At 50.8% G+C, this 22,340-nt stretch carries 23 protein-coding genes; 9 read left to right on the top strand and 14 right to left on the bottom strand.

What is annotated here, in order from left to right; genetic code table 11:
* Positions 1–8 precede the first annotated feature (8 nt).
* The 6 genes from ACQY8X_RS06325 to ACQY8X_RS06300 form a co-directional block, all read right to left on the bottom strand.
* On the bottom strand, positions 9–737 hold the full coding sequence (locus ACQY8X_RS06325; RefSeq protein WP_428034302.1) for a spermidine synthase: 729 nt from the start codon (positions 735–737) through the stop codon (positions 9–11).
* A gap of 451 nt (positions 738–1,188) precedes the next feature.
* Positions 1,189–1,617: a gamma-glutamylcyclotransferase family protein gene (locus tag ACQY8X_RS06320; protein WP_428034301.1), complete on the bottom strand. Its 429-nt coding sequence runs from the start codon at positions 1,615–1,617 to the stop codon at positions 1,189–1,191.
* Positions 1,618–1,924: 307 nt separating this feature from the next.
* Positions 1,925–3,157, bottom strand: coding sequence for an alanine transaminase (alaC, locus tag ACQY8X_RS06315; protein ID WP_428034300.1), 1,233 nt, complete (start codon positions 3,155–3,157; stop codon positions 1,925–1,927).
* An 821-nt stretch (positions 3,158–3,978) separates the two neighbouring features.
* Positions 3,979–4,449, bottom strand: coding sequence for a hypothetical protein (locus tag ACQY8X_RS06310; protein WP_428034299.1), 471 nt, complete (start codon positions 4,447–4,449; stop codon positions 3,979–3,981).
* 890 nt (positions 4,450–5,339) lie between these two features.
* A complete protein-coding gene (locus ACQY8X_RS06305) occupies positions 5,340–5,714 on the bottom strand; it encodes a DUF1801 domain-containing protein (protein WP_428034298.1) in 375 nt (124 codons plus the stop codon).
* 89 nt (positions 5,715–5,803) lie between these two features.
* Positions 5,804–6,691, bottom strand: a complete 888-nt coding sequence (locus ACQY8X_RS06300) for a LysR family transcriptional regulator (RefSeq protein ID WP_428034297.1) — start codon at positions 6,689–6,691, stop codon at positions 5,804–5,806.
* Between the two features lie 136 nt (positions 6,692–6,827).
* On the opposite strand from ACQY8X_RS06300, the gene ACQY8X_RS06295 reads away from it, so the two are divergent.
* Positions 6,828–7,610: an NAD(P)H-dependent oxidoreductase gene (locus ACQY8X_RS06295; protein WP_428034296.1), complete on the top strand. Its 783-nt coding sequence runs from the start codon at positions 6,828–6,830 to the stop codon at positions 7,608–7,610.
* 415 nt (positions 7,611–8,025) lie between these two features.
* On the opposite strand, the gene ACQY8X_RS06290 is transcribed toward ACQY8X_RS06295, so the two are convergent.
* Positions 8,026–8,292: a hypothetical protein gene (locus ACQY8X_RS06290; protein ID WP_428034295.1), complete on the bottom strand. Its 267-nt coding sequence runs from the start codon at positions 8,290–8,292 to the stop codon at positions 8,026–8,028.
* 528 nt (positions 8,293–8,820) lie between these two features.
* Positions 8,821–9,174 carry a hydroxyisourate hydrolase gene (gene uraH / locus ACQY8X_RS06285; protein WP_428034294.1) on the bottom strand — a complete coding sequence of 118 codons (354 nt, stop codon included), beginning with the start codon at positions 9,172–9,174 and terminating at the stop codon, positions 8,821–8,823.
* Positions 9,175–9,522: 348 nt separating this feature from the next.
* On the opposite strand from uraH, the gene puuE reads away from it, so the two are divergent.
* From puuE to ACQY8X_RS06255, 6 genes are all read left to right on the top strand, one after another.
* Positions 9,523–10,476, top strand: coding sequence for an allantoinase PuuE (gene puuE / locus ACQY8X_RS06280; RefSeq protein WP_428034293.1), 954 nt, complete (start codon positions 9,523–9,525; stop codon positions 10,474–10,476).
* Positions 10,473–10,994, top strand: a complete 522-nt coding sequence (uraD, locus tag ACQY8X_RS06275) for a 2-oxo-4-hydroxy-4-carboxy-5-ureidoimidazoline decarboxylase (protein WP_428034292.1) — start codon at positions 10,473–10,475, stop codon at positions 10,992–10,994. Before puuE ends, uraD begins: the two co-directional genes overlap by 4 nt.
* A gap of 26 nt (positions 10,995–11,020) precedes the next feature.
* Positions 11,021–12,007: an allantoicase gene (gene alc, locus ACQY8X_RS06270; protein WP_428034291.1), complete on the top strand. Its 987-nt coding sequence runs from the start codon at positions 11,021–11,023 to the stop codon at positions 12,005–12,007.
* Positions 12,008–12,059: 52 nt separating this feature from the next.
* Positions 12,060–12,578 (top strand): ureidoglycolate lyase, encoded by a 519-nt coding sequence (locus ACQY8X_RS06265; RefSeq protein ID WP_428034290.1) that lies wholly within the window; start codon positions 12,060–12,062, stop codon positions 12,576–12,578.
* Positions 12,579–12,718: 140 nt separating this feature from the next.
* A complete protein-coding gene (locus ACQY8X_RS06260) occupies positions 12,719–13,894 on the top strand; it encodes a urate hydroxylase PuuD (protein WP_428034289.1) in 1,176 nt (391 codons plus the stop codon).
* A 216-nt stretch (positions 13,895–14,110) separates the two neighbouring features.
* Positions 14,111–14,731 carry a TetR/AcrR family transcriptional regulator gene (locus ACQY8X_RS06255; RefSeq protein ID WP_428034288.1) on the top strand — a complete coding sequence of 207 codons (621 nt, stop codon included), beginning with the start codon at positions 14,111–14,113 and terminating at the stop codon, positions 14,729–14,731.
* A gap of 66 nt (positions 14,732–14,797) precedes the next feature.
* Here the strand turns inward: ACQY8X_RS06255 and ACQY8X_RS06250 are convergent, their stop codons facing one another.
* Complete coding sequence (locus ACQY8X_RS06250) at positions 14,798–15,235, bottom strand: GlcG/HbpS family heme-binding protein (protein WP_428034287.1); 438 nt, start codon at positions 15,233–15,235, stop codon at positions 14,798–14,800.
* Between the two features lie 477 nt (positions 15,236–15,712).
* Here ACQY8X_RS06250 and ACQY8X_RS06245 point away from each other — a divergent pair, with 477 nt between their 5' ends.
* Positions 15,713–16,360, top strand: a complete 648-nt coding sequence (locus ACQY8X_RS06245; protein WP_428034286.1) for an HAD hydrolase-like protein — start codon at positions 15,713–15,715, stop codon at positions 16,358–16,360.
* Between the two features lie 4 nt (positions 16,361–16,364).
* Here ACQY8X_RS06245 and ACQY8X_RS06240 read toward each other — a convergent pair whose 3' ends face one another.
* The 5 genes from ACQY8X_RS06240 to bhcA all read right to left on the bottom strand — a co-directional run bounded on the left by ACQY8X_RS06240 (position 16,365) and on the right by bhcA (position 21,822).
* Positions 16,365–17,222, bottom strand: a complete 858-nt coding sequence (locus ACQY8X_RS06240) for an isocitrate lyase/PEP mutase family protein (RefSeq protein WP_428034285.1) — start codon at positions 17,220–17,222, stop codon at positions 16,365–16,367.
* Positions 17,223–17,353: 131 nt separating this feature from the next.
* Entirely contained in the window at positions 17,354–18,382 is a 1,029-nt protein-coding gene (gene bhcD / locus ACQY8X_RS06235; protein ID WP_428034284.1) for an iminosuccinate reductase BhcD, read from the bottom strand.
* A gap of 79 nt (positions 18,383–18,461) precedes the next feature.
* Positions 18,462–19,619: a 3-hydroxy-D-aspartate aldolase BhcC gene (gene bhcC / locus ACQY8X_RS06230; RefSeq protein ID WP_428034283.1), complete on the bottom strand. Its 1,158-nt coding sequence runs from the start codon at positions 19,617–19,619 to the stop codon at positions 18,462–18,464.
* A gap of 22 nt (positions 19,620–19,641) precedes the next feature.
* Entirely contained in the window at positions 19,642–20,619 is a 978-nt protein-coding gene (gene bhcB, locus ACQY8X_RS06225; protein WP_428034282.1) for a beta-hydroxyaspartate dehydratase BhcB, read from the bottom strand.
* Positions 20,620–20,640: 21 nt separating this feature from the next.
* Positions 20,641–21,822 carry an L-aspartate--glyoxylate aminotransferase BhcA gene (bhcA, locus tag ACQY8X_RS06220; RefSeq protein WP_091352431.1) on the bottom strand — a complete coding sequence of 394 codons (1,182 nt, stop codon included), beginning with the start codon at positions 21,820–21,822 and terminating at the stop codon, positions 20,641–20,643.
* A 324-nt stretch (positions 21,823–22,146) separates the two neighbouring features.
* Here bhcA and ACQY8X_RS06215 point away from each other — a divergent pair.
* Positions 22,147–22,340 (top strand): helix-turn-helix domain-containing protein (locus tag ACQY8X_RS06215; protein WP_428034281.1); only part of this gene is annotated, 194 nt, incomplete at its 3' end.

Raw genomic sequence — 22,340 nt, 5'->3', positions numbered from 1 at the left:
GACAAACCCTATTTATTCATCTTCACACACACATACACCGAATTGGTCGATTCGCCGCCCTGAAAAGGGTTATAAAAAGAGACCACATGGGATTCCACTTGTGCAAAGGCAGTCTTCAGCAGCGCTTCAAACTGTGCTTCCGGGAGGTTTTGCGACCACATGGCAAACACACCACCGGGCTTAAGCTGTTGCGCCATCCGTGCCAGATTTTCAGTGGTATAAAAGCTGGCATTGGCGGAATTAAGATACTCAGTAGGCGAATGGTCGATATCCAGCAGGATGGCATCAAACTGTTTACCAGCACTGTCCGGGTCAAACCCCTGCCCAGGGTCTGTCGCCAGATCGAAGAAGCTACCCAGTACATAGCGATTACGAGTATCTTCATTCAGTATTTTCCCCAGCGGCACCTGCTCATTCCGGTGCCAGCCGATCACAGTCTCAATCGCATCAACCACCAGCAGCTCTGCAATACGCTCATCCTTCAGAGCAGCCACAGCGGTATAACCCAGCCCCAGTCCACCGACCACAACACTGAGGTTATCGCCCTGCACTGCCGCCAATCCCAATGTCGACAGCGCCTCTTCCGCCTCAACAAACATACTCGACATGAGAAACTCTTCGCCGAGCTTTACTTCGTAGATATCCCGGTCACCAAAAGCAGGCATCCGCCGTTTGCGTAATGAGATCTGCCCTAATGGCGAGCTCTGGCTATCAATCTCTTCAAATAATGGCGGCATGGCGGGTCGGTCCTGATATCTGATGTGGAATGGAGGCAGGCAAACATCATACTTGCCTGATGCGGTAATGGAAAATATTGGTTAGTTTCGCTGTGAGAGTTTTTAAAAAACAAAAGCGGTTTAACCACAGAGAACACTGAGGACACAGAGGAGAAAGCTGAACAGGTTGATTGTATTACTGCTTATCTTGTCCTCTTCGGGCTGCGAAGTTACACTTTCACCAGAGCTGGTCGCAGGGCAGGCTGCTCCTGGAAGGATTGATCAGTGAGTTATCCTTAAGGTCAGGTGGCATATAAAGCAGCGTGCCCGCCATTATCTCCGTTCAACTAATCTTCAGAGCCATACGCTATTCTCTCTGTGATCTCTGTGTCCTTAGTATCCCCTTGGGTACTGCAGTGAATAGAGCGGTTTTACCACAGAGGACACAGAGGAAAGATAAACGGGAACGGATTCATTCTGTTTTCAGCAGCCGGTACACCCAGGCGGACCGGCCATCCTGTAGCCTCACCTCTATTCTCTCGTAGCGTATACCCAGCCGTTCATAGCGATCCAACGCTCTGAACTCATCGGCATTCACGATGATCAGCTGCCCATTAACGCTTGCCCCGTTATCTGCCTGAATATCCAGATCATCCTTACGAAAACCCGGTAACTCAGCCAGCTCAACATCGCCACTACGCCCCATCACCAGCCAGCGAACCCAGGGTTTGGTGAGGGTTCCATAGACAAATACCGGATAGGTCGCGTGTTCCTCGATAACGGGCAGATTGTCAGGCGGGTTATAGCCAAAGGGGCTGGCAAAGGTCAGCCACAGATAGCCAACCGTCATAATCATGAATGCGGCCAGGGTCGCCAGAATATATCGAATCGGTTTTCCCATGGCGTTCCCCTGATTGCACCTACGTTTTAAAAATCGAGCGTTTTTACTACAGTAGCCAAGGGGCATGCTAAGGACACAGAGAGCACCGGGGGAAAAGCGGAGAAAGAGGCTCATGCTTATGACTGAAATCAGTCTATCCCTTCTCTCATTTTTCTCGAATCTGTTTTATCTTTTCTCCGTGTACTCGGTGCCCTCTGTGGTAAGTTTTTTAAGGGTTAACCACAGAGAACACGGAGAACACAGAGGAAAACACGGGTAAAGATTCATTTTTATAAGCACAATAAATCTGTCCCGTTTTTCCTTATGCTTAACGGCGTTTTTCCGGCAGCTCAATCAGGCCATCCTTGCGGAACATCGCCTTAATACCGCGCACCGCCTGACGGATACGGTCCTGATTCTCGATCAGGGCAAAGCGCACGAAACCATCACCGTAATCCCCAAACCCCACGCCCGGAGAAACACACACCTTGGCGTCAGAGAGCAGCTTCTTGGCGAACTCCAGCGATCCCATCGCCTGATAAGGTTCAGGGATTTTAGCCCAGATATACATGGATGCTTTAGGGATATCTACCATCCAGCCTGCCTCATGCAGCCCTTTTGCCAGCGCATTACGCCGTTGCCGATACTGCTCAGCGATATCCAGTACGCACTGCTGATCCCCTTCCAGGGCCGCAATTGCCGCAACCTGCAGCGGCGTAAAGGTGCCGTAATCGTGATAACTTTTGATTCTCGCCAGCGCATGCACCAGCTCTTTATTGCCCACCATAAAGCCGATACGCCAGCCCGCCATATTGTAGCTCTTGGACAGGGTGAAGAACTCCACCGCGACATCCTTGGCACCCGGCACCTGCATAATAGAAGGGGCTTTCCAGCCATCATAGACAATGTCGGCATACGCAAGATCATGCACCACGATGATATCGTGCTCTTTGGCTAGGGCGACCACCCTTTCAAAGAAATCCAGTTCGACACACTGTGCTGTCGGATTAGACGGAAAACCGAGAATCATCATCTTCGGTTTCGGAATCGATTCACGGATCGCCCGTTCCAGTTCCACGAAAAAGTCGACACCGGGAATCAGCGGTATCGAGCGCACCTGGGCACCGGCAATCACCGCGCCGTAGATATGAATCGGGTAACTCGGATTGGGCACCAGTACGGTATCACCATGATCCACCGTCGCCAACATCAGATGCGCCAGCCCCTCCTTTGAACCAATGGTAACAATCGCCTCCTCTTCAGGATCGATATCAACCTCATAGCGGTCCTGATACCAGCGGGAGATCGCCCGTCGAAGGCGTGGAATACCCCGAGACGTGGAGTAACCATGGGTATCATCGCGCTGCGCGACGGTGCAGAGCTTCTCAACAATATGCGGTGGTGTGGGGCCATCGGGGTTGCCCATACTGAAATCGATAATATCCTCGCCACGACGGCGCGCCGCCATCTTCAGCTCAGCGGTGATATTAAAAACGTACGGGGGCAAGCGATCTATACGGGAAAAATGACGTACGGGTGGTGTGCCAGAATTCTCGGCCATAGTAACCTCTATTAACGTAAGCGCCCGGAACCGTCCGAGCGACGCCGACCCTGTGTTCAGGGACGTAGGGGAAATATTAGCGGTATATAAGCGGGCTGGCTAGACGGGGGGATTAAATATTTAGTCGCGAGATCGCGGCTCCGCCGCTAGCTAGTCGCTAGAAAAAGCGGGGACATCGCTCGTGGATCGAACTATAAGAGCCGTGGCTCGTGGTTCGAACGCCGGTACCCGGCTTGCTAGTCGCTCGGAAAGCCTTCTTAACAGCAAGAGTGATGGAATAAATTTCTGTGCTATTAAGAAGGTTTGGTGAAATCGATTGCTCTGATCTCTTTAATTCATTTATCTTTCTATAACGCCTGATTAGGCGGGATCATTTTTAGAAGACTGCTATTAACACAAAAGAAAAAAAACAATAAGACAAGACTAATGTACAAAACGGACTTTGTTAATGCTTTATGATCAAACATTCCTTTGAACCATAATGAGTAAAAGAAACTGAGTAGGAAGGCTAATCCTTTTAAGCAGTAAACCATTGAAATAAGTAGGCCTAACAGCATCAAAAATTTTACAATCATTTTAGAGTCACTCTAACATACCATCTTATTACAACCTGAATCATATATGCCGCCATTGAATAATGATCTAACTGAGAAAACTGTAGCTCGTGGTCCGAATGCCTGTACCCGTTTTGCTCGTCGCTCGAAGAGCCTTCTTAACAGCAAGAGTGATAGGACAGATTTCTGTGATATTAAGAAGGTTTGGTGAAATCGAAAACCACTATGAGCCTTTTATTTTAAGGGATTTGAGCTCTTGAATATTTATTAAGAGTGCCACTTCGCAACAGCTTTATATGAGATGTCCTGTAGTTTAGAAAAATCTATCCCTTTTAACTCAACAGCATTAATCAGCTCATTCCTCAAAAAATCTAGAGTATTATTGAGAAATCCAGTAAAACTAGCAATATACTCAATAATGTCACCAGCTTTTCCGCCTGAGAATATTGAATCTGACACTAGGTCACCAACCTCGTGCACAAGCTCATTTCTCACTTTCACAAGATTCTGTAAGTGATCATTTATTTCACTATCGAAAAAGGCTTTATCTCGAACTAAACCAACTAACTTACCTAACGGTAATTTTTTATATTTTTCGATGAGAGAATCACACTCTTTAGGGCTGTCGGAGAGCCTAGCAGCCGAAATAAGCACCAGCGCCCTTTCGATAGAATGAACTTTTAAGGCCATCCTACCGTATGATATTTCAAGCATTGCTTGGTTTAATGAAGCATCCACACTCTTAATCCTTGCAGTACGAGCTAGCTAGAAAAAGCAAAAAGGTATTGATCAAGAAGGGCTTTGAGCCCTTTAATCTCTGACCGCTTCGCGGCCAGATAAGTACGTTATATTCTATTGACTCCGAGGTGGCTTATATGTGCTATAGCTATGCGTTTTCAAGATAGATTTCTTTTGCATTGATTGCCTTTCCATTCTCATTGTTGTCTGATGGCACTATATTAAGTCTCTGACCTATTGATAACTGACACCAGTCACGCCAACTTCCATTTTTAAAAGGTTGGTTAGCAATACTCTAGACGGCTAAAGACAGTGAGCGATACTTGCTCTTATTTACTTGCAACTTTAGCTCTATCGAATCCACAGATTCCCTTGTTTCGATAGCCGTAGAGCTAGCCACGGCTCTGTATATCATTTTTTGGGTTACTTTTTTCTTTTCATGTCTCATGGCTGGCTACCGCGATATCAGCAAACGAATATCTCACATGCTAAATCAGCACTGGTCGCTATTCAATCTCAAAAGACCATCGTTAGGTTCAGGATCTTTGCAAACACACTGCGGGGATTGAATGCTCCGAATCACAAGAACGTCAGGTTCTGTTTTTTGTATTGGGCCAGAATCATATTCTCAGAGCAAAATAAAACCGCCCCTGTTTTAAGACTAACTACATAGCGGCTGTTGGAGTTATCCGACAGCCTGAAGCTTGCAACAAAGGCCAATTGAAGTAGAGCTAACCCTCGTTTTCAAACAACACAGCGTTCAGGGGTTAGCAACGCTACTACCCTGCCAAAACCGCAGATTCAAACTAAAAATACCAGGCGTTGAAAGTCTCTCTTAAACGCTTTGTGATCTGAATTTTTCACGCACCAAGAAGCGGTAAATGTTTACGCTATTGATACGTTAAAGCCAACTCTAAGCAGTGCTTTATGATTCCTTCTGGCAGTGGCTCTGATAATGACAACACTATTGCTCTGTTTCCCTGAAACTCTAGCACTTCACCATACAGTTCCCGGAATGTATCGACTAACTTAGTTTTGCAATTGAAGAAGAGAAAGTAATGATTGGGAGACTTCAGTTTCCAGTCCATTCTGAGCGGGCTTCCTGTTTTGACACTGTAGCTTGGCTCACCCCATTTAAGAGACTCTTCGACGTCACCCAACTCCAACTCAGCAGCGACTTTAAAGACGAGATTTCTCACTTCCTCTAACCTGGCACGTGCACTTTCTGGATATTTATCGAAGCGATCTTTAACGACCCGGTCCATTGGACTCCTACTCACACAACGCTTTGCTTACCAATAAATTTCGCGCGAAGCGAGATAGCTTATCGGTGTGCAGCAATTTGTTATTGCACTTATGCTTCATTGCTAACTTTATGCCTTATCAAGTCACGTATCCAGCGGTGAGCGCTGTGACTATGATTGCGTTCATGCCAAACCATACCAACAGAGAATCCTGCAGATTGGATAGGAGACGCGACGACTTTCAGATCCTTACGCTCAGCAACTAAACGCTGTGGCACCAGCGCGACAAGGTTTGATTGAGCGACGATCTCGGGGATGAGCAGAAATGAAGCAACCGATAACACAACCTTGCGTGACTGCCCCTGCGTTTCCAAAATCTGGTCAATGGATGTATAGAAACTGCCTCCACTGAGCGAAACCACAACGTGTTCAAGCTGAACATAATCTTCAATCATCATCCCGTCAAAAATATGCGGATGATCCTGGCGCCCAACAAGGACATAGATTTCATCATATAAGTGCCGGGAACGTAAAACCTGAGGTGCTTCTTTGGGTGTCATGAACGCAAGATCCACTTCACCGTCAGCCATCTGCGCTTCTAATCGGGAGGGTTCCAGAGCCCGTAATCCGACTCTGATATTGGGAGCTTTACTTCTCAGCTCCTTAACAACTGACAATCCGATGGCCTCTTGAAGGTAGTCGGTACAAGCCAATATCAGGGTTAATTCTGCCTGGCCAGGTTCAAAGTGCTGGTGTGTTGTCAGCGTATCCCGCACCTGATTTAGCGCACCGTGCAAAGGAGACCGCAGCTCCAAAGCTCTTGCTGTAGGAATCATGCCGCGCTGAGCCGGGATAAGTAGCGGGTCATTAAACATCTCCCTTAGCCGGTTCAACTGGGCACTGACGGTAGGCTGACTTAAATGTAGGCGAGCGGCAGCCCTGGTGACATTTTGCTCTTCAAGCAATGCCTCCAACGTTGCCAGTAAATTGAGATCCAACCGCTTAGTATTTATATATTTATTACCTGTTCATAAAAACTATAATTTTTACAATAACTGATTCTATTGCATGCTGAATTCCGTTTCTACCGAAAGCGAGTGACTTACTCGTTGAACCCAACAGAGGAAAACAGCTATGCCAAAGACAGTGCTTGTTGTGTATGCACATCCAGAGCCCGCATCCCTCACTCGCCAGTTCGTGAGGGAGACGATACAAATATTCGGGAAGCAAGGCCACATAGTCCTTCAATCAGACCTCTACAATATGGAGTGGAAGGCTATTTTTGATGAAAGCGACTTTCCGTGCCGCATAAACACAGATCGACTCGACTTTATCCAGGAGTCTGGGAATACCTATGCAACCGACCAGCAATCCCCCGATATAGCGACTGAACAACGTAAGCTGCTTGCCGCTGATTTAGTCATATTTCATTTCCCACTGTGGTGGTATGGGATGCCGGCTATTCTAAAAGGCTGGATAGATCGGGTTTATGCACATGGATTTGCCTATGGATACAAAGGCGAAGGAAACCGTTATCGTTATGGCGACGGCATTTTTAAAGGCAAGCGAGCCCTGCTGTCGGTCATGGTCGGTGGCCCGGAGGAAGACTATGCCCCGCGAGGCATTAATGGTCCACTAGACGAATTATTATTTCCAATCACCCACGGCACACTCTTCTTCCCTGGATTTGATGTGCTAACTACCCATGCTGTTTACGGTACCGGAAAAATAGAAATATCGGCAGCTGAAGAAGAGTTTGCGGTTTGGCGCGCTCGCCTTGAGCATATTTTTGATGAGATGCCCATTCCATTTCGACGTCAGAACAGTGGTGATTATCAGGGCGGAATTCTTGCTGACCATATCTGTTCAGGTAAATCAGGTCTTTCTATCCACATAGACAATGATTCGTCTATGTGAGAACAACAGTGGCAAAGTACGCCTTTTTTCAGCCCCCTGAGTGGCAAAACGTGCCACTCTTTCTGAGTTATGCCTATCAACTGTATATAGCAGGGCGGATTATCCACAGCGAGTAACGGGAAGATTAAAGACAATAAATGACGCCTTTCTCTGTGACCTCTGTGTTCTCTGTGGTTAACCTTTGAGGTTTAAAAGTCGTTCTGGCGCAGCAAACACAGGGGATCAAAAAGTATCATCGGTCGTGGTATCAGGGTATGCAAAGTTCACTTTCAGTAGCGTGATTCTCTTTAAGCCACCGACCGAGGTCATCCGGTGTTTCAAAGCTCATAATTTTTAATGGATCGGGTTCTGGCATAAAACTGGTCTCTTATTTTAGGACTTATAACGCCCGCAGGGCTGAAAGTTGAACGCTTTGTTATAAACCACTGAGTCCAATCCCTAAGCACCAGACTGCAAGAGTAAACAACGCCAATCCGAAATGCGCATGGCGCTTGATACTTGGAACCCAACTGTCTTCAACGTATTTATTCAGGTCACCCTTAACTAGTGCAGCAGAGAAACCTTCGCGGACGCCAAGCACATTGGACTTTCGATGCTTCCACATGAGCAAACGAGCCCTTGCCATCAGGAAGCCCCCTAGCAGCAAAGAAATAATACCGATTATGCTCAGTACTGGATTCATACCTGTTTATGATGTTTTTTTTGTGTGCCTGCTCGCTTTGACACCACAAGTCTGAGGATGAGAGAGTTATATCTATTTGAAATAAAAGAGCAATACTGAAGCACGTCGTTTTTTATCCCTGATAACGCGCATGCGCGTTTTGGTACTTCCAACCAGCACATAATCTCACCTGTTGATATCCTTATTTGCCTGATTCTGCACCACTTTAAAGGGTTATGCCAGTGGCAAAACGTGCCACTCTTTCTGAGTTATCCCAATGAACTGTTTATATAAAAATACTGGGATTATCCACAGCGAGTAACGGGAAGATTAGAGACAATAAATGACGCCTTTCTCAGTGACCTCTGTGTTCTCTGTGGTTAACCTTTGGTCTCTGAAAGCCGTTCTGGCGTAGCAAACACAGGGTATTAAAAAGTATCATCGGTCGTGGTATCAGGGTATGCATTCCCACGCCGGAGCATGGGAACGAGCGCAAAAACGCTTTTTCTAACAACTAGCAAGGAGCGAAGCGACGTCTAGCGACTGCCGTTAAGACCCGCGATACGTCGAATAGCTGTAAGGCGAGATCAGCAGCGGTACATGGTAGTGCTCTTCCTCATCGGCAATACCAAAGCGCAGTACCACATCATCGAGGAAAGCGGGTTCCGGTAGTTCGACGCCCCGTTTACGGTAATAACTGCCAACACTAAAGACCAGTTCGTAGACGCCCTTTTTAAAAACAGCTCCTTCCAACACCGGCTGATCGCAGCGGCCATCATCATTGGTCAGGGTGGTATGCAGCAGTTCGCGGCCAGTGTCACTGATACGATAGAGCGCGACAGGTATGTCACTGCCAGGACAGCCGTGGGCTGAATCCAGCACATGTGTTGTCAGATAACCCATAAGTTATTCATCCTCTCTTTTATACTTACGCTTTGCATAGATAAACGTTTGCGACTTATCTTTTGGCAGACCCGACTAAACTGATCTGAAGATAGCTACACTATAGAACAGCCAAAACCACAGTTAAAGACAATTTTTTAATTTATTGTATACATTATTATCTAAGCAATATCACATCCTGAAATCAAACCCTGAAACCATTGATCTTAAAGGTGTAGCATCGGTTTCAGTGAAGATCCACCCAGGATAACCTGGAATTTACTGCCTATTTTCGCTTGTTACTTTCAAAAAATATTGTATACAATGATTGCATACCACTTTGGATTGATCCATTATTTAGTCCAATAGATGCTTACTGTTTCGTTAAGGAGTGCCCCTGTGAACAATGACTATCCCCGTGATCTGATCGGATATGGCAGCAACCCGCCCCATCCCCGCTGGCCTGGTGAGGCCCGTATCGCTATATCATTTGTTCTTAACTACGAAGAGGGGGGCGAGCGCTGTATTCTGCACGGTGACAGCGAGTCCGAGGCGTTTCTGTCAGAGATGCCGGGGGCACAGCCGCTGCCCGGTGTGCGCCATATGAGTATGGAGTCCTGTTATGAATATGGCAGCCGTACCGGTGTCTGGCGGGTACTGAAACTGTTTAGTAAATACGAGATCCCCCTGACGATCTTTGCTGTGGCGATGGCGATTGAGCGTCACCCGGAGGTAGCAAAAGCGATGGTCGAGGCCGGCCATGAGATCTGCAGCCACGGTTATCGCTGGATCGACTATCAGTATTTTGATGAGTCGGAAGAGCGTGATCATCTGCTGCGTGCCATCGAAATCATCACTCAGGTGACCGGTGAGCGTCCGCAGGGCTGGTACACCGGTCGCAACAGCCCCAACACCCGTAAGCTGGTGATGGAGGAAGGTGGCTTTATGTATGACTCCGATGCCTATGACGATGACCTGCCCTACTGGGTCAATAATCAGGGCAAGGGCCATCTGGTGATCCCCTATACACTGGACACCAACGATATGCGCTTTGCCACACAACAGGGCTTTAATAGTGGCGAACAGTTCTATCAGTATCTGAAAGACAGTTTCGACACCCTGTACGCAGAGGGCGCCGATGCACCAAAAATGCTCTCTATCGGTCTGCACTGCCGTCTTATCGGTCGTCCGGCCCGGATCGCAGCACTGGAACGGTTTATCCAATATGCCCAGAGCCATGAGCAGGTGTGGTTCAGTCGCCGCATCGACATTGCCAAACACTGGTACACCGAACACCCCTTTAACCCGGAGAGCGCATCATGAGTCACGCTCAGTTTCAAAGCTGCACCCCAAGCCAGATGAGCCGCGAAAGCTTTGTCAGTACCTTTGGCGACATCTATGAGCATTCGGCCTGGGTTGCTGAGCAGGCCTTTGATCAGGGAATCGATAGCCGTTGTGATGAGATAGAGGCTCTGCATGCACGCATGGCAAAGATCTTGCTCGAGTCTGATAAACAATCTCAGCTGGATCTGATCAATGCTCACCCGGACCTGGCCGGAAAAGCCGCTATTGCGGGTGAGCTGACCGAATCTTCAACGTCAGAACAGGCCGGTGCGGGCATCAGTGAGTGCACCGCAGAAGAGTTCGCCCGTTTTACCCAGCTGAATGATGCGTATAAAGCGAAATTTGGTTTTCCGTTCATTATGGCGGTCAAGGGCAGCAACCGGCACCAGATTCTGGCGGCCTTTGAAGAGCGTATCCATAACAGTCCCGAGCAGGAGTTCAGCCGGGCATTACAGGAAATCAACAAAATAGCGCAGTTCCGACTGGAAGCTATGTAACCAATTTACGCTAGATGAGTAAAATAATGACAACAACATTTGAGAAACAGATCAACCTGGCTGACGCCCGTCTGGGCAGCAAGGCCATTTTTGTAACCGACGACTGGTTTGCCGCCGTCGACCGGATGCTACAACCCGAAGCCCCCGTCTGGAAAGAGGGTGTTTTTGACGACAATGGCAAATGGATGGATGGCTGGGAATCCCGCCGCAAACGCTTTGAAGGCTATGACTACACCATTATCCGCCTCGGCGTGCCCGGTGTGATCAGCGGCGTCGATATCGATACCTCGTTCTTCACCGGCAACTACCCGCCTTCAGCCTCACTGGAAGCCTGCTTCTGCCCTGATGGCGACCCTGCGGATAATGCCGAGTGGACCGAACTCCTGAGTGCCGTCAGCCTGAATGGCAATAGCCACCACCTGCACGCCATCAGCAATGATCAGCCCTGGACCCATATCCGTTTCAATATCTTCCCGGATGGCGGGGTTGCCCGTTTACGGGTGTATGGCACCCCCTACCTGAACTGGTCTGAGATCGGCAGCGATCAGGAGATTGATCTGGCGTCCTCCCTCAATGGTGGTCGGGCGCTGGCCTGTAGTGACGAACACTTCGGCAGGATGAGCAACATCCTCAACCCCGGCCGTGGAGTTAACATGGGCGATGGCTGGGAAACCGCCCGCCGCCGGACACCGGGAAATGACTGGGTAATCGTGGCCCTGGGACATCCAGGCGAGATCAGCCGTATCGTGGTGGACACCCTGCACTTTAAGGGCAACTACCCGGACAGCTGCTCCATTCAGGCCGCCTACGTTAAAGGCGGCACCGATGAGCAGATCGAAACCCAGAGCCTGTTCTGGAAAGAGTTACTGCCGTCACAGAAACTGGAGATGCATCAGGAACATGAGTTCAGTGAGCAGATCAAGGCGCTGGGGCCGATCACCCATATCCGGCTGAATATCTTCCCGGACGGCGGTATCAGCCGACTGCGGCTGTTTGGCCGCATTACGGACTGAGAGCTTCAGACTAAGAGCTACGGACTAAGAGCTAAGAACCAAGGTGCTTTAAATGACTGAACAAACCAGGCTGACGCTGACACCGGAACCGCTGACCGCCACCGCATTCGCCCCCTATGGCACGGTGATTGCAACCCGGGATCGTGATTTTTTCATGATCAACAACGGCTCAACCCAGCGCTTTCACCGTTTAGCAGAGGTGATGCTGGGCAAACCGGACGACCGGGGGATTATCAGTATCTTCCGCGCTCAGGGGCTGGCAATGCCGTTGCGGGTGAAACTGCTGGAGCGGCATCCGTTTGGTAGTCAGGCGTTTATTCCCCTGAAGCAGAACCCGTTTCTGATTATTGTTGCAGAACCCGGCGAAGTGCCAGAGCCTGCCAATATCAGGGCGTTTATCACCGATGGCAGCCAGGGGATCAATTACCACCCCGGCGTCTGGCATCACCCGGTATTAAGCTGCGTGCCGGAAGATGACTTCCTGGTGGTTGACCGTGAGGGTGAGGGCAATAACTGTGATGAATATTTCTTTGCTGAAGACACTGAGATAGTCCTTGAAAACAGCCCTTGAGATCACTCCTTGAGAGAAGCCCTTAAGAACAGTGCTTGAGTCAGATCACAGAGCAGCCAATAGCGACCAATGCACAACAAGAACATTAACACTTTGGCCTTTAGCGAAAGCTATGAGTGTCACTATATGAGGAGTAAACCATGGATCCCCATATCACTGAATGGTTAAACCTGGCGGTACGCTGGGTACATATGATTACCGGTATCGCCTGGATCGGCGCGTCCTTCTATTTCGTCTGGCTGGAGAACCACCTGGACCGGAGGAACCCCCGTGAAGGTCTGTCCGGCGATCTGTGGGCGATCCACGGTGGCGGCATCTACCATCTGGAAAAATACAAACTGGCGCCGCCAAAAATGCCGGAGCAGTTGCACTGGTTTAAATGGGAAGCCTACGCCACCTTCCTGTCAGGCTTTACCCTGCTGGCCGTGGTGTATTACCTCAATGCACAACTCTATCTGGTAGCGCCCGGTTCAGACCTCAGCTCGGCTGCCGCTATCGGCATCAGTGTCGGTAGTCTGGTGGCGGGCTGGTTTATCTATACCACCCTGTGTGATTCCCCCCTGGGTAAGCAACCCGCCCTGCTGGGCCTGGTGCTGTTTGTTCTGCTGGTTGCCGCCGCCTGGGGCTTCACCCATGTATTCAGTGGCCGCGCGGCGTTCATCCATATCGGCGCTATTATCGGCACCATCATGGTGGGCAACGTATTCTTTATCATTATGCCGGCACAGAGCGATCTGGTGGGGGCAATTAATGCAGGGCGCGAGCCTGATCCTGCGCTGCCAGCTAAAGGCTTACTGCGCTCCCGGCATAACAACTACTTCACCCTGCCGGTGCTGTTTATTATGATCAGCAACCACTTCCCCAGCACTTATAGCTTCGAGTATAACTGGGCGATTCTGGCTGGCTTAGCGATACTGAGTGTGCTGGTGCGCCACTACTTTAACACCCGTCACGAAAGCCAGAAATTTGTCTGGACCCTTCCCGCGGCGGCGCTGGGGATGATCGCACTGGCGTTTGTCACCGCACCGAAAACCGCTGAAACATCCACCACCCAGGTCAGCTTTACCCAGGTGAAGCAGATCATCGATGAGCGCTGTTCCGTGTGCCACTCGGCCACACCGACCTTTGCCGGTTTTACCGCCGCACCTCTCGGGGTCATCATGGATAATCCGCAGCAGATCCAGATGCTGGCTCCCCGCATTCAGGCACAGGCGATTACCACCCAGGCGATGCCGCTGGGTAATATCACCCAGATGACGCAGCAGGAACGGGATCTGCTGGGCACCTGGATCGCTCAGGGCGCGTTGACCCGATAATACGCTTAACTGTTGTTAGACCAATACTCGCGGGGCCAGACACCCCGACCAAGACAGAGAGGCCCCGTGAATCACCACGGGGCTTTCTGTTTTTTACGTCCACAGAGTGGCGACTTTCATGACCTGACTCACTTGAGCCCGGTTTATTCCAGATGCTAACATTGCCCCGCAATTTGCCTTACGGTTAAAATAATAACAAAAGGAAGCAGGTCAACGATGGCTAAAATAGGGGAGCGTAACCGGGAGCTGATTATTCAGGCTGCCAGTGAAATTTTTGCCGCCCGGGGTTACGCCGCGACAAAAACCATGGATATAGCCAACCATGCGGGCCTCCCCAAAGCCAATGTTTACTACTACTTCAAGAGTAAAAAAAACCTCTACCGCAGCGTTGTTGAAAGCGTAATTGATCCCCTGCTGCAGGCAGCCACACCGTTTTACGAGAACGATGATCCGGCCACCGTGCTGGAACAATATATCCGTGCCAAAATCCGGGTGTCGCAACAGTATCCCCACGCCTCGAAGGTGTTTGCCAGTGAGATTATGCATGGTGCCCCCCATCTGCCTGAGGATATTGCTGAACAGATGATGGAACAGACCCGGGTCAGCAGTAACAGAATAGCCTCCTGGGTCAAACGCCAGCTGATCGACCCGGTAGACCCCCATCACCTGCTATTCACCATCTGGGCGGCCACCCAGACCTATGCCGATTTTGACTGGCAGATATCCCGGGTGACCGGCAAAGATAAGATGAGTCAGGCCGACTACGACACCGCCGCAGAGCAACTCACCCGGCTGATACTGAAAGGTTGCGGGGTCAAAAACCTACAGCCTGAATAGCAAAAAGCCCCCGATTGACTGGAGGTCTGGTCGGAGGCTTTATCGGTCTTAGTAAACGACTATACGCTAGATAGCCCCGGCATCCGCGATCAGCCCGGCGGCCTGAATCCCGGTGATAGCACACAGCTCATCCACATCAGAGAGATCACCACTGACCCCCACAGCACCAACCACCTCATTTTCGCTGTTGCGCACCAGCACACCACCGGCCACCGGTACCAGATGCCCCTGGGCCAGCGTCGTTAAGGATGCAATAAAGGCGGGACGTTCCAGTGCATCCCGACCCAGTTCACGAGAGGATTTACCCATTGCCACCGCCCCCCAGGCCTTACCTATCGCAATATCCGGCCGCAGCATACTGGAACCGTCCTGACGTTGCAGCGAGATCAGCCTGCCCGCACTGTCCAGAATCGCCACCGTTAATGGCGAGGTATTCAGCTCGCGGCTTTTATTAAATGCTGCCTGGGTTATGGTGATCGAATTTTCCAGATTAAGTCTGACCATCAGTGTTACCTCTGAATTGTTAATTTTATTAATTGAGAAATCTGATCGTTCGGCGCTGAGGGCAACCCTCACTCAGCGGTAGAGAAAACGAATATATAGTTAAAACTTACAGTCAGACTAAAGTATTGTATACATATTGTAAGATATATTGTTGCCATATTATGAAACGACATTACCTCCCCACAAGTTGACCTAACAGTCAGGAATAACCACAATAGCAATAGCACTGTGGCATGGCAGCCGATGATCTCTGATCGCGGATCTGCTGCGTTCAGGGTGCTGTCTCTTCACCGGCAACCTATCATTGTCGGTAAGATTCTTGTTGACTCCCCTCGGTGAGGGTTTAAGACTGTCAGGACGCTGACGGTCTTTTTTTTCATACCTTTCAGAGGTAAGCAGTATCTGGATAACAAACCGCTAGCCTGAAAATTGTGTACAATACCCCACTCTCTCCCGACAAACCGATATAAAGCCACGATGACTACTGTTTTTTTCGATCTTGATGGTACATTGCTCGACTCTCAACGAGGGATTGGTGAATCGATCCAGAATGCGCTCGCCAGCCTGGGTTATCCACAGGCCGCCCCTGAGCAGTTACAACGCTGCTTTGGCCCACCCATTCGCGATAGCTTTGCCCGACTGATGAACAGCACTGAGAAAGCGCTGATTGAGGATGCAGTGATCCGCTTCCGCCAACATTATCTGCAACAGGGGATTCGCAACTATCAGGTTTATCCCGGTATCAGGGAGGTGCTGGAGCAGCTTTCAGACGCCGGGCTACGGCTACGGGTACTCACGGTTAAACCCCAGACACAGGCTATGTGGCTACTGCAGGATGCCAGTCTGGCCAGCCTGTTTGATGGTATTCATGGGAGTGAACTGAACGGCGATAAGAGTGATAAGACTGAGCATCTGGGCGAGCTGATCAAAGATCATTCCCGCCCCTACAACGGCCACTGGATGATCGGCGACCGGAGCAATGATATTCAGGCGGCCAGAGCACATGGACTGAACTCGGTGGCGGTCAGCTGGGGTTATGGCGAAGCTGACGAGCTGAGCGGTGCCAACAGTGATTACCTGATTGACGAACCGGCGGCGCTGATTGGGCTTCTGCTTAATAGTTAACCGCTTAACGGGCAACAGGATCGAGGTAATCGCTGCTGATGGCCCTGAATCGCTGCTGCTCAGCAAAACGTCCGATCAGTTGCCTGGCACTCTGATCACACCTGGCGGCTTCCCCCTGATGCAGTTGCAGCAGTGACTGATAGATCGCCTTAACGGAGTCTTCATAGGTGCGATGACCCCTGAAGTGGATCCTTACCCCCAGCTGCATCATCTCTTCTGCAGAAACCGTCGTCTCTGCATAATCGATCAGCATCAATGGCAGATCAGTCACCCGGTTAAGCTGTACCAGCAGCGCCCTGGAGATCTGGCCAAAAATGCAGATACCATCAACACCCGTGCGACTATAGGCATCCACCCGTTGCAGCAGATCCCGATGGGGTTGCTGTGCATGAGTGCGGGCAAAGATCGCCATATCAGCATCGTTACGGGCTTGCAGCGCGGCTTGCAATTTACTGCATCCCTCTTCCACCGTACTGAGATTCAGCTCCGGCTGTTTGTACGGTCTGGGAATCACCGTATCTTCGATAGTGATCACCGCCGCACCGGCATGCTCCAGCTCAGACACCGTACGCATCACATTGAGGGCGTTACCATAACCATTATCACCATCAACAATCACTGGCAGGTCTGACGCCTGACACACCCTGAGTGCCTGCTCTGCCAGCTCACTCAGGGTCAGCAGATAGATATCCGGCACACCCAGCGACATCAGCGAGGCCACCGAGCCACCCAGTATGCCAACCTGAAAACCAATATCATCCGCCATTCTTGAAGACAGGGGGTCAAACACAGACGCGCATGTGACACACTGCTGGTTGTCCAGCAGCTGACGCAGTCGTAATCGCGCAACAGAAGCCATCATGGATACCTGTAATACAAAGAGGATTAACCGATAAAACACCCCGTCCGTCGGAAGGGGTGCTCAGCGGGAGAGACAAGATCTGCTCAGGGCAGTCAGCTCAGTTATAAAAAGCTTGTTTATAAAGTGCTCAGTTACAAAGAGACCTGCCCTGCCAACCCTTTGGCTTGTGCAAGCTCGACTGCTGCAGAAGCGACGGCCAGATCCTGCAGACCGACCCCGGTGCCATCAAACAGGGTGATCTCAAGATCATCCCGACGACCCGGATGGGTGCCATTAATCACCTCACCTATCGGCGTGATATCGGCTTCATTCAGCAGCCCGGACGCGACTGCATGCTGCGCTTCACCGATACTGATCGATTGCGCCACCTCATCGGTAAAGACGGAGGCTGATGCCAGCAGTTCAGGATCAACCTCCTGCTTACCTTTGGTATCGGTGCCCATGCAGGCGATATGGGTTCCCGGTTTAATCCACTGCTTCATGAGCAACGGTTCAAACGCTGAGGTGATAGTGATAATAACATCCGCCTCGGCGCCCAGCTGTTCCCGCTCGACGGCGGCAAACGGCATACCCAGCTCTTCACACACGGCAGCCAGTCGGGACAGGTATTCCGGATGGGGGTTCCAGGCAACCACTTTTTCAAAGTTGCGCTGTTCAAGAGCGGCCCGCAACTGGAAGGTTGACTGATGTCCGGCACCCACCATCCCCAGCACCCGGGCATCTTTACGCGCCAGATGAGCGATAGACACCGCCGACGCGGCAGCGGTGCGTACCGCCGTCAGATAGTTGCCCCCCACCAGCGACCGCAGTTGGCCGGTATCAGGATCAAACAGAATCACGGTGGACTGATGGTTGGTCAGGTTTTTATGAACGTTGCCCGGCCAGTAGCCGCCGGATTTAACCCCCAGTACCATCCCGGCACGATCGAAACCGGACTTGAACCCATAGAGGGCATCCGCGTGGCCGATCGCTTCCCGCACCACGGGAAAGTTATAGGCAGCACCGCTGGCCATCGCAGCAAACACGCTTTCAACGGCAGTGAAGGCTTCAGGACGACCCACCACCTGTTCACATACCGCTTCAGATACCAGGGATATTCCTGCGCCTGCATCAACCGGAGAAAGCTCTTCAAAACTACGTTCTTCAATAGAACCACCCATAGATATTCTCCTTATTCGGATAACCGGTAGCGCCCGGACGGGCTGCTACCGTAAAGATGAGATTAATAAGACCCCTTTATTAATAAGCCTTACCACGGGCGGAGACTGGCCACAGCGTCTCAACCTTGCCGTTACGTACACCCACATAGTAATCGTGAACGTTACAGGTCGGATCGCAGTGTCCCGGCACCAGGCGGATCTTCTGATTAACTTTCAGTGCGCCATTGGGATCGGAGATCACCCCATGCTCATCGGAGCACTTGATATATTCCACATCATCGCGACCAAACACGTAGGGCAGTCCACTATCAACCGACTGCGCTTTCAGACCGGCATCACAGATCGCTTTATCCGCTTTCGCATGACTCATGATGGAGGTCAGGATAAACAGTGAGTTTTCAAACTCAGAGATCCGCTCACCGTTTTCATCATGGATGGTCTGATAATCCGCATCCATAAAGGCGTAAGAGCCACACTGCAACTCGTTATACACACCGGAAGCACCCTCAAAGTAGTAAGAACCGGTACCACCACCGCCAACGATGTCGCACTCCAGGCCAACCGCTTTGAGCATCTCAACCGAACGGGCCACCATCTCAATGGCGATATCCACTTTCTCTTTGCGCTCGTTGTAGTTCTGCAGATGTTGCATCGCGCCCTGATACGCCTGAATGCCCGCGAACTTCAGACCCGGAGCCGCATCAATCGCCTGAGCGATATCCACCACCGGTTGTCCCGCAGCCACACCACAACGTCCGGCACCGCAGTCGATCTCAACCAGACACTCAATCTGGGTGCCATGCTTCTGCGCGGCAGCAGAGAGTTCCGCGACATTTTCAATGTCATCAACACAACAGATCGTCCGGGCACCCAGTTTCGGCAACCGCGCCATACGATCGATCTTGGCCGGATCACGCACCTGATTCGACACCAGTACATCTTTAATACCGCCACGGGCGAACACTTCCGCCTCGGACACTTTCTGGCAGCAAACGCCACAACTGTCGCCCAGCTTTTCCTGCAACAACGCGATATCAACGGATTTATGCATCTTGCCGTGCACCCGGTGGCGAACGCCCATCTGCTTAGCGTAATCCCCCATGGTGCGGATATTCTTCTCCAGTGCGTCCAGATCAACAATCAGACAGGGTGTCTGGATATCTGCTTCATCCATTCCCGGGATGGCCGGAACGTCGTACCCTACTTCCAGATTGTGCAATTCATTCTGTGCATTCATTGGTGTTCTCCTGTCAAAATTCTTAGTTGTTCAGCCATGGCAGTTTGTCGAGGTCGACATTTCCGCCGGTAATAATGACCCCTACCCGTTTGCCTCTGAAGAGTTCCGGATTCTTCAGAATGGTCGCCAGGGGCACTGCGCTGCTGGGTTCAATCACAATCTTCATTCGTTTCCACACCAGCTTCATCGCCTCGACAATCTCCTCCTCGGTGGCAGTGAGAATGTCGGTGACATGGTTGCTGACAAAGTGCCAGGTCAGGTCTTTCAGCGGGACTTTCAGGCCATCGGCGACGGTATCCGGAGCATCATCCGCAATAATATGACCGGCCCGGAAAGAGCGAGCGGCATCATCCGCATTCAACGGTTCTGCGGCGTAGATCTTCACCTGGGGCGCGATGGTGGAGAGTGTCAGGCAGGTGCCTGAGATCATTCCACCGCCACCGATCGGAGCGATCACCGCATCAAGGTTATCCACCTGACTGAGCAACTCTTTGGAGCAGGTCGCCTGTCCGGCAATAACCCGTGGATCGTTATAGGGGTGAACAAAGTCAGCCCCGGATTCAGCCACCACTTCGGCAAACACCGCTTCGCGGGAACTGGTTGAGGGTTCGCACTCAACGATGGTGCCGCCATAGCCGCGCACCGCATCCTTCTTCGCCTGAGGCGCGGTGCGAGGCATGACCACCGTCACCGGAATGCCCCGCTGGCCCGCCGCATAGGAGAGCGACAGCGCATGGTTGCCGGAGGAGTGAGTTGCCACCCCCACCGCCGCCTCGGCTTCGGTCAGGCCAAACACCGCATTGGATGCCCCGCGTACTTTAAAGGCCCCGGCCTTCTGCAGGTTTTCACACTTAAAAAACAACTCTGCACCGGTCAGCTCATTGAGGAAACGCGACGTCATCACCGGCGTTTCATGGATATAGGGTTTAATCCGTTCATGGGCGATCAGCACATCATCATAGGTGGGGATCGTCATCTTCTGTTCATTTGTAGCGCTCATGGGATACCTCAAAAATTAACATCAGGCACAGTTCTTACTGGCAGTCTTACGAAAATATTCCTGTGCGGCGGCAACCCCGGAGCCCAGCGTGATCGGGTAGTTCAGATCCGCCATCGCCATCTCAATCGTCGCCAGACCCGACAGCACCATCACGTCAGTCAGTGAGCCCAGATGGCCGATGCGGAACGCTTTACCGTTCATCTCCCCCAGACCGATACCGAAGGAAACACCGTAGGCATTAAAGGCATGTTCGGTCAGTTGGTTGCTGTCAAAACCCTCCGGTACATAGATCGCGCTAACCGTATCGGAGTACAGCTCCGGCGACTGTGCACACAGTTTCAGCCCCCAGGCATCAACCGCTTTACGCACCCCTTCAGCCAGACGGTGATGACGGGCATAGACATTCTCCAGCCCCTCTTCAAACAGCATCGCCAGACTCTCTTTCATGCCATAGATCAGCTGCAACGGAGGCGTATAAGGGAAACCACCGTTGGCATTCGCGGCCATCATGTCGCGAAAATCGAAGAAGGTGCGGGTCAGAGTCGCCGTCTCCATCGCGGCCAGAGCCTTCTGGCTAACCCCCAGAATGGCCATACCGGTATTCAGCATGAAGCCCTTCTGCGATCCGGAAACCGCAATATCAACGCCCCAGGCATCCATCTCAAACGGCATCGATGCCAGTGAGCTGACGCAATCAACAAACAGCAGTGCCGGATGGCCCGACGCATCCATCGCCTGACGAACGGCGGCGATATCACTCTTAACACCGGTCGCCGTTTCATTGTGGGTTACCAGTACCGCTTTAATCTCATGGCCATTGTCGGCACTCAACACCTCGGCAAACTTGTCTGCCGGTGCACCGCTGCCCCAGGCACACTCAATAACCTGAACATCGAGATTGTGGCGCTGGCAGAGATCGATCCAGCGGTGGGAAAACATCCCGTAGCGGGCGATCAGTACTTTGTCACCCGCTGACAGGGTGTTACAGATAGAGGCTTCCCAACCGCCGGTACCACTGGACGGGAAGGTAATCACTTCACCAGTCTCAGTACCAAAAACACGTTTGCAGTCGCGCAGTACCGGAGCGAATGTTTCAACAAAATCCGGCGCGCGGTGATCGCGGGTCTGGAGATGCATCGCATTGCGTAACCGATCAGGAATATTGGTCGGGCCGGGTATAAAAACAGGATTCTGATCTGTCATGGTGAATACTCTTTATAAGTGTTGGAAAAAAGCACTCTGCTCAGGATCGTCTGAAGCAGTAAGACTTAAGTGTTATTCACCATAAGAAGAACGATTAACTTCCGCAATATGCAAATATTCCATATTATGAAATTTTAATTATTTGCCCGTTTATTTTTACTAACTAACTGAAATTAAAAGAATAAAATAGTGAAAATGGTTGAAAACTAAGCATTTCATATTATGAAATACAGTTTTTTATTGTTGCTATGTGGTAATTTCATTAAAAATTGCACAATATAAAAAGCATCAAGCCGTTACATCAGCCCTTAACAGGAGATCTCTATGTCAGATACAAAACCAGAAGCCCGGATTCAGGTTATCGACCGGGCCACACTGCTGCTGGATGTTATCTCCCGTTACTCAAAGCCGGTGAAACTGAAAGTCCTGAGTGCCGATGCCGGGCTACACCCCTCCACCGCCCACCGGATTCTTCACTCGCTGATCGATAACCGTTTTGTCGAGCGCAGCAGCGCCGG

This window comes from Amphritea sp. (assembly GCF_050300915.1).
Classification (GTDB): Bacteria; Pseudomonadota; Gammaproteobacteria; order Pseudomonadales; family Balneatricaceae; genus Amphritea.
Note: the sequence above shows the minus strand (reverse complement) of the source record. Positions and strands in the feature narration are given on the sequence as shown.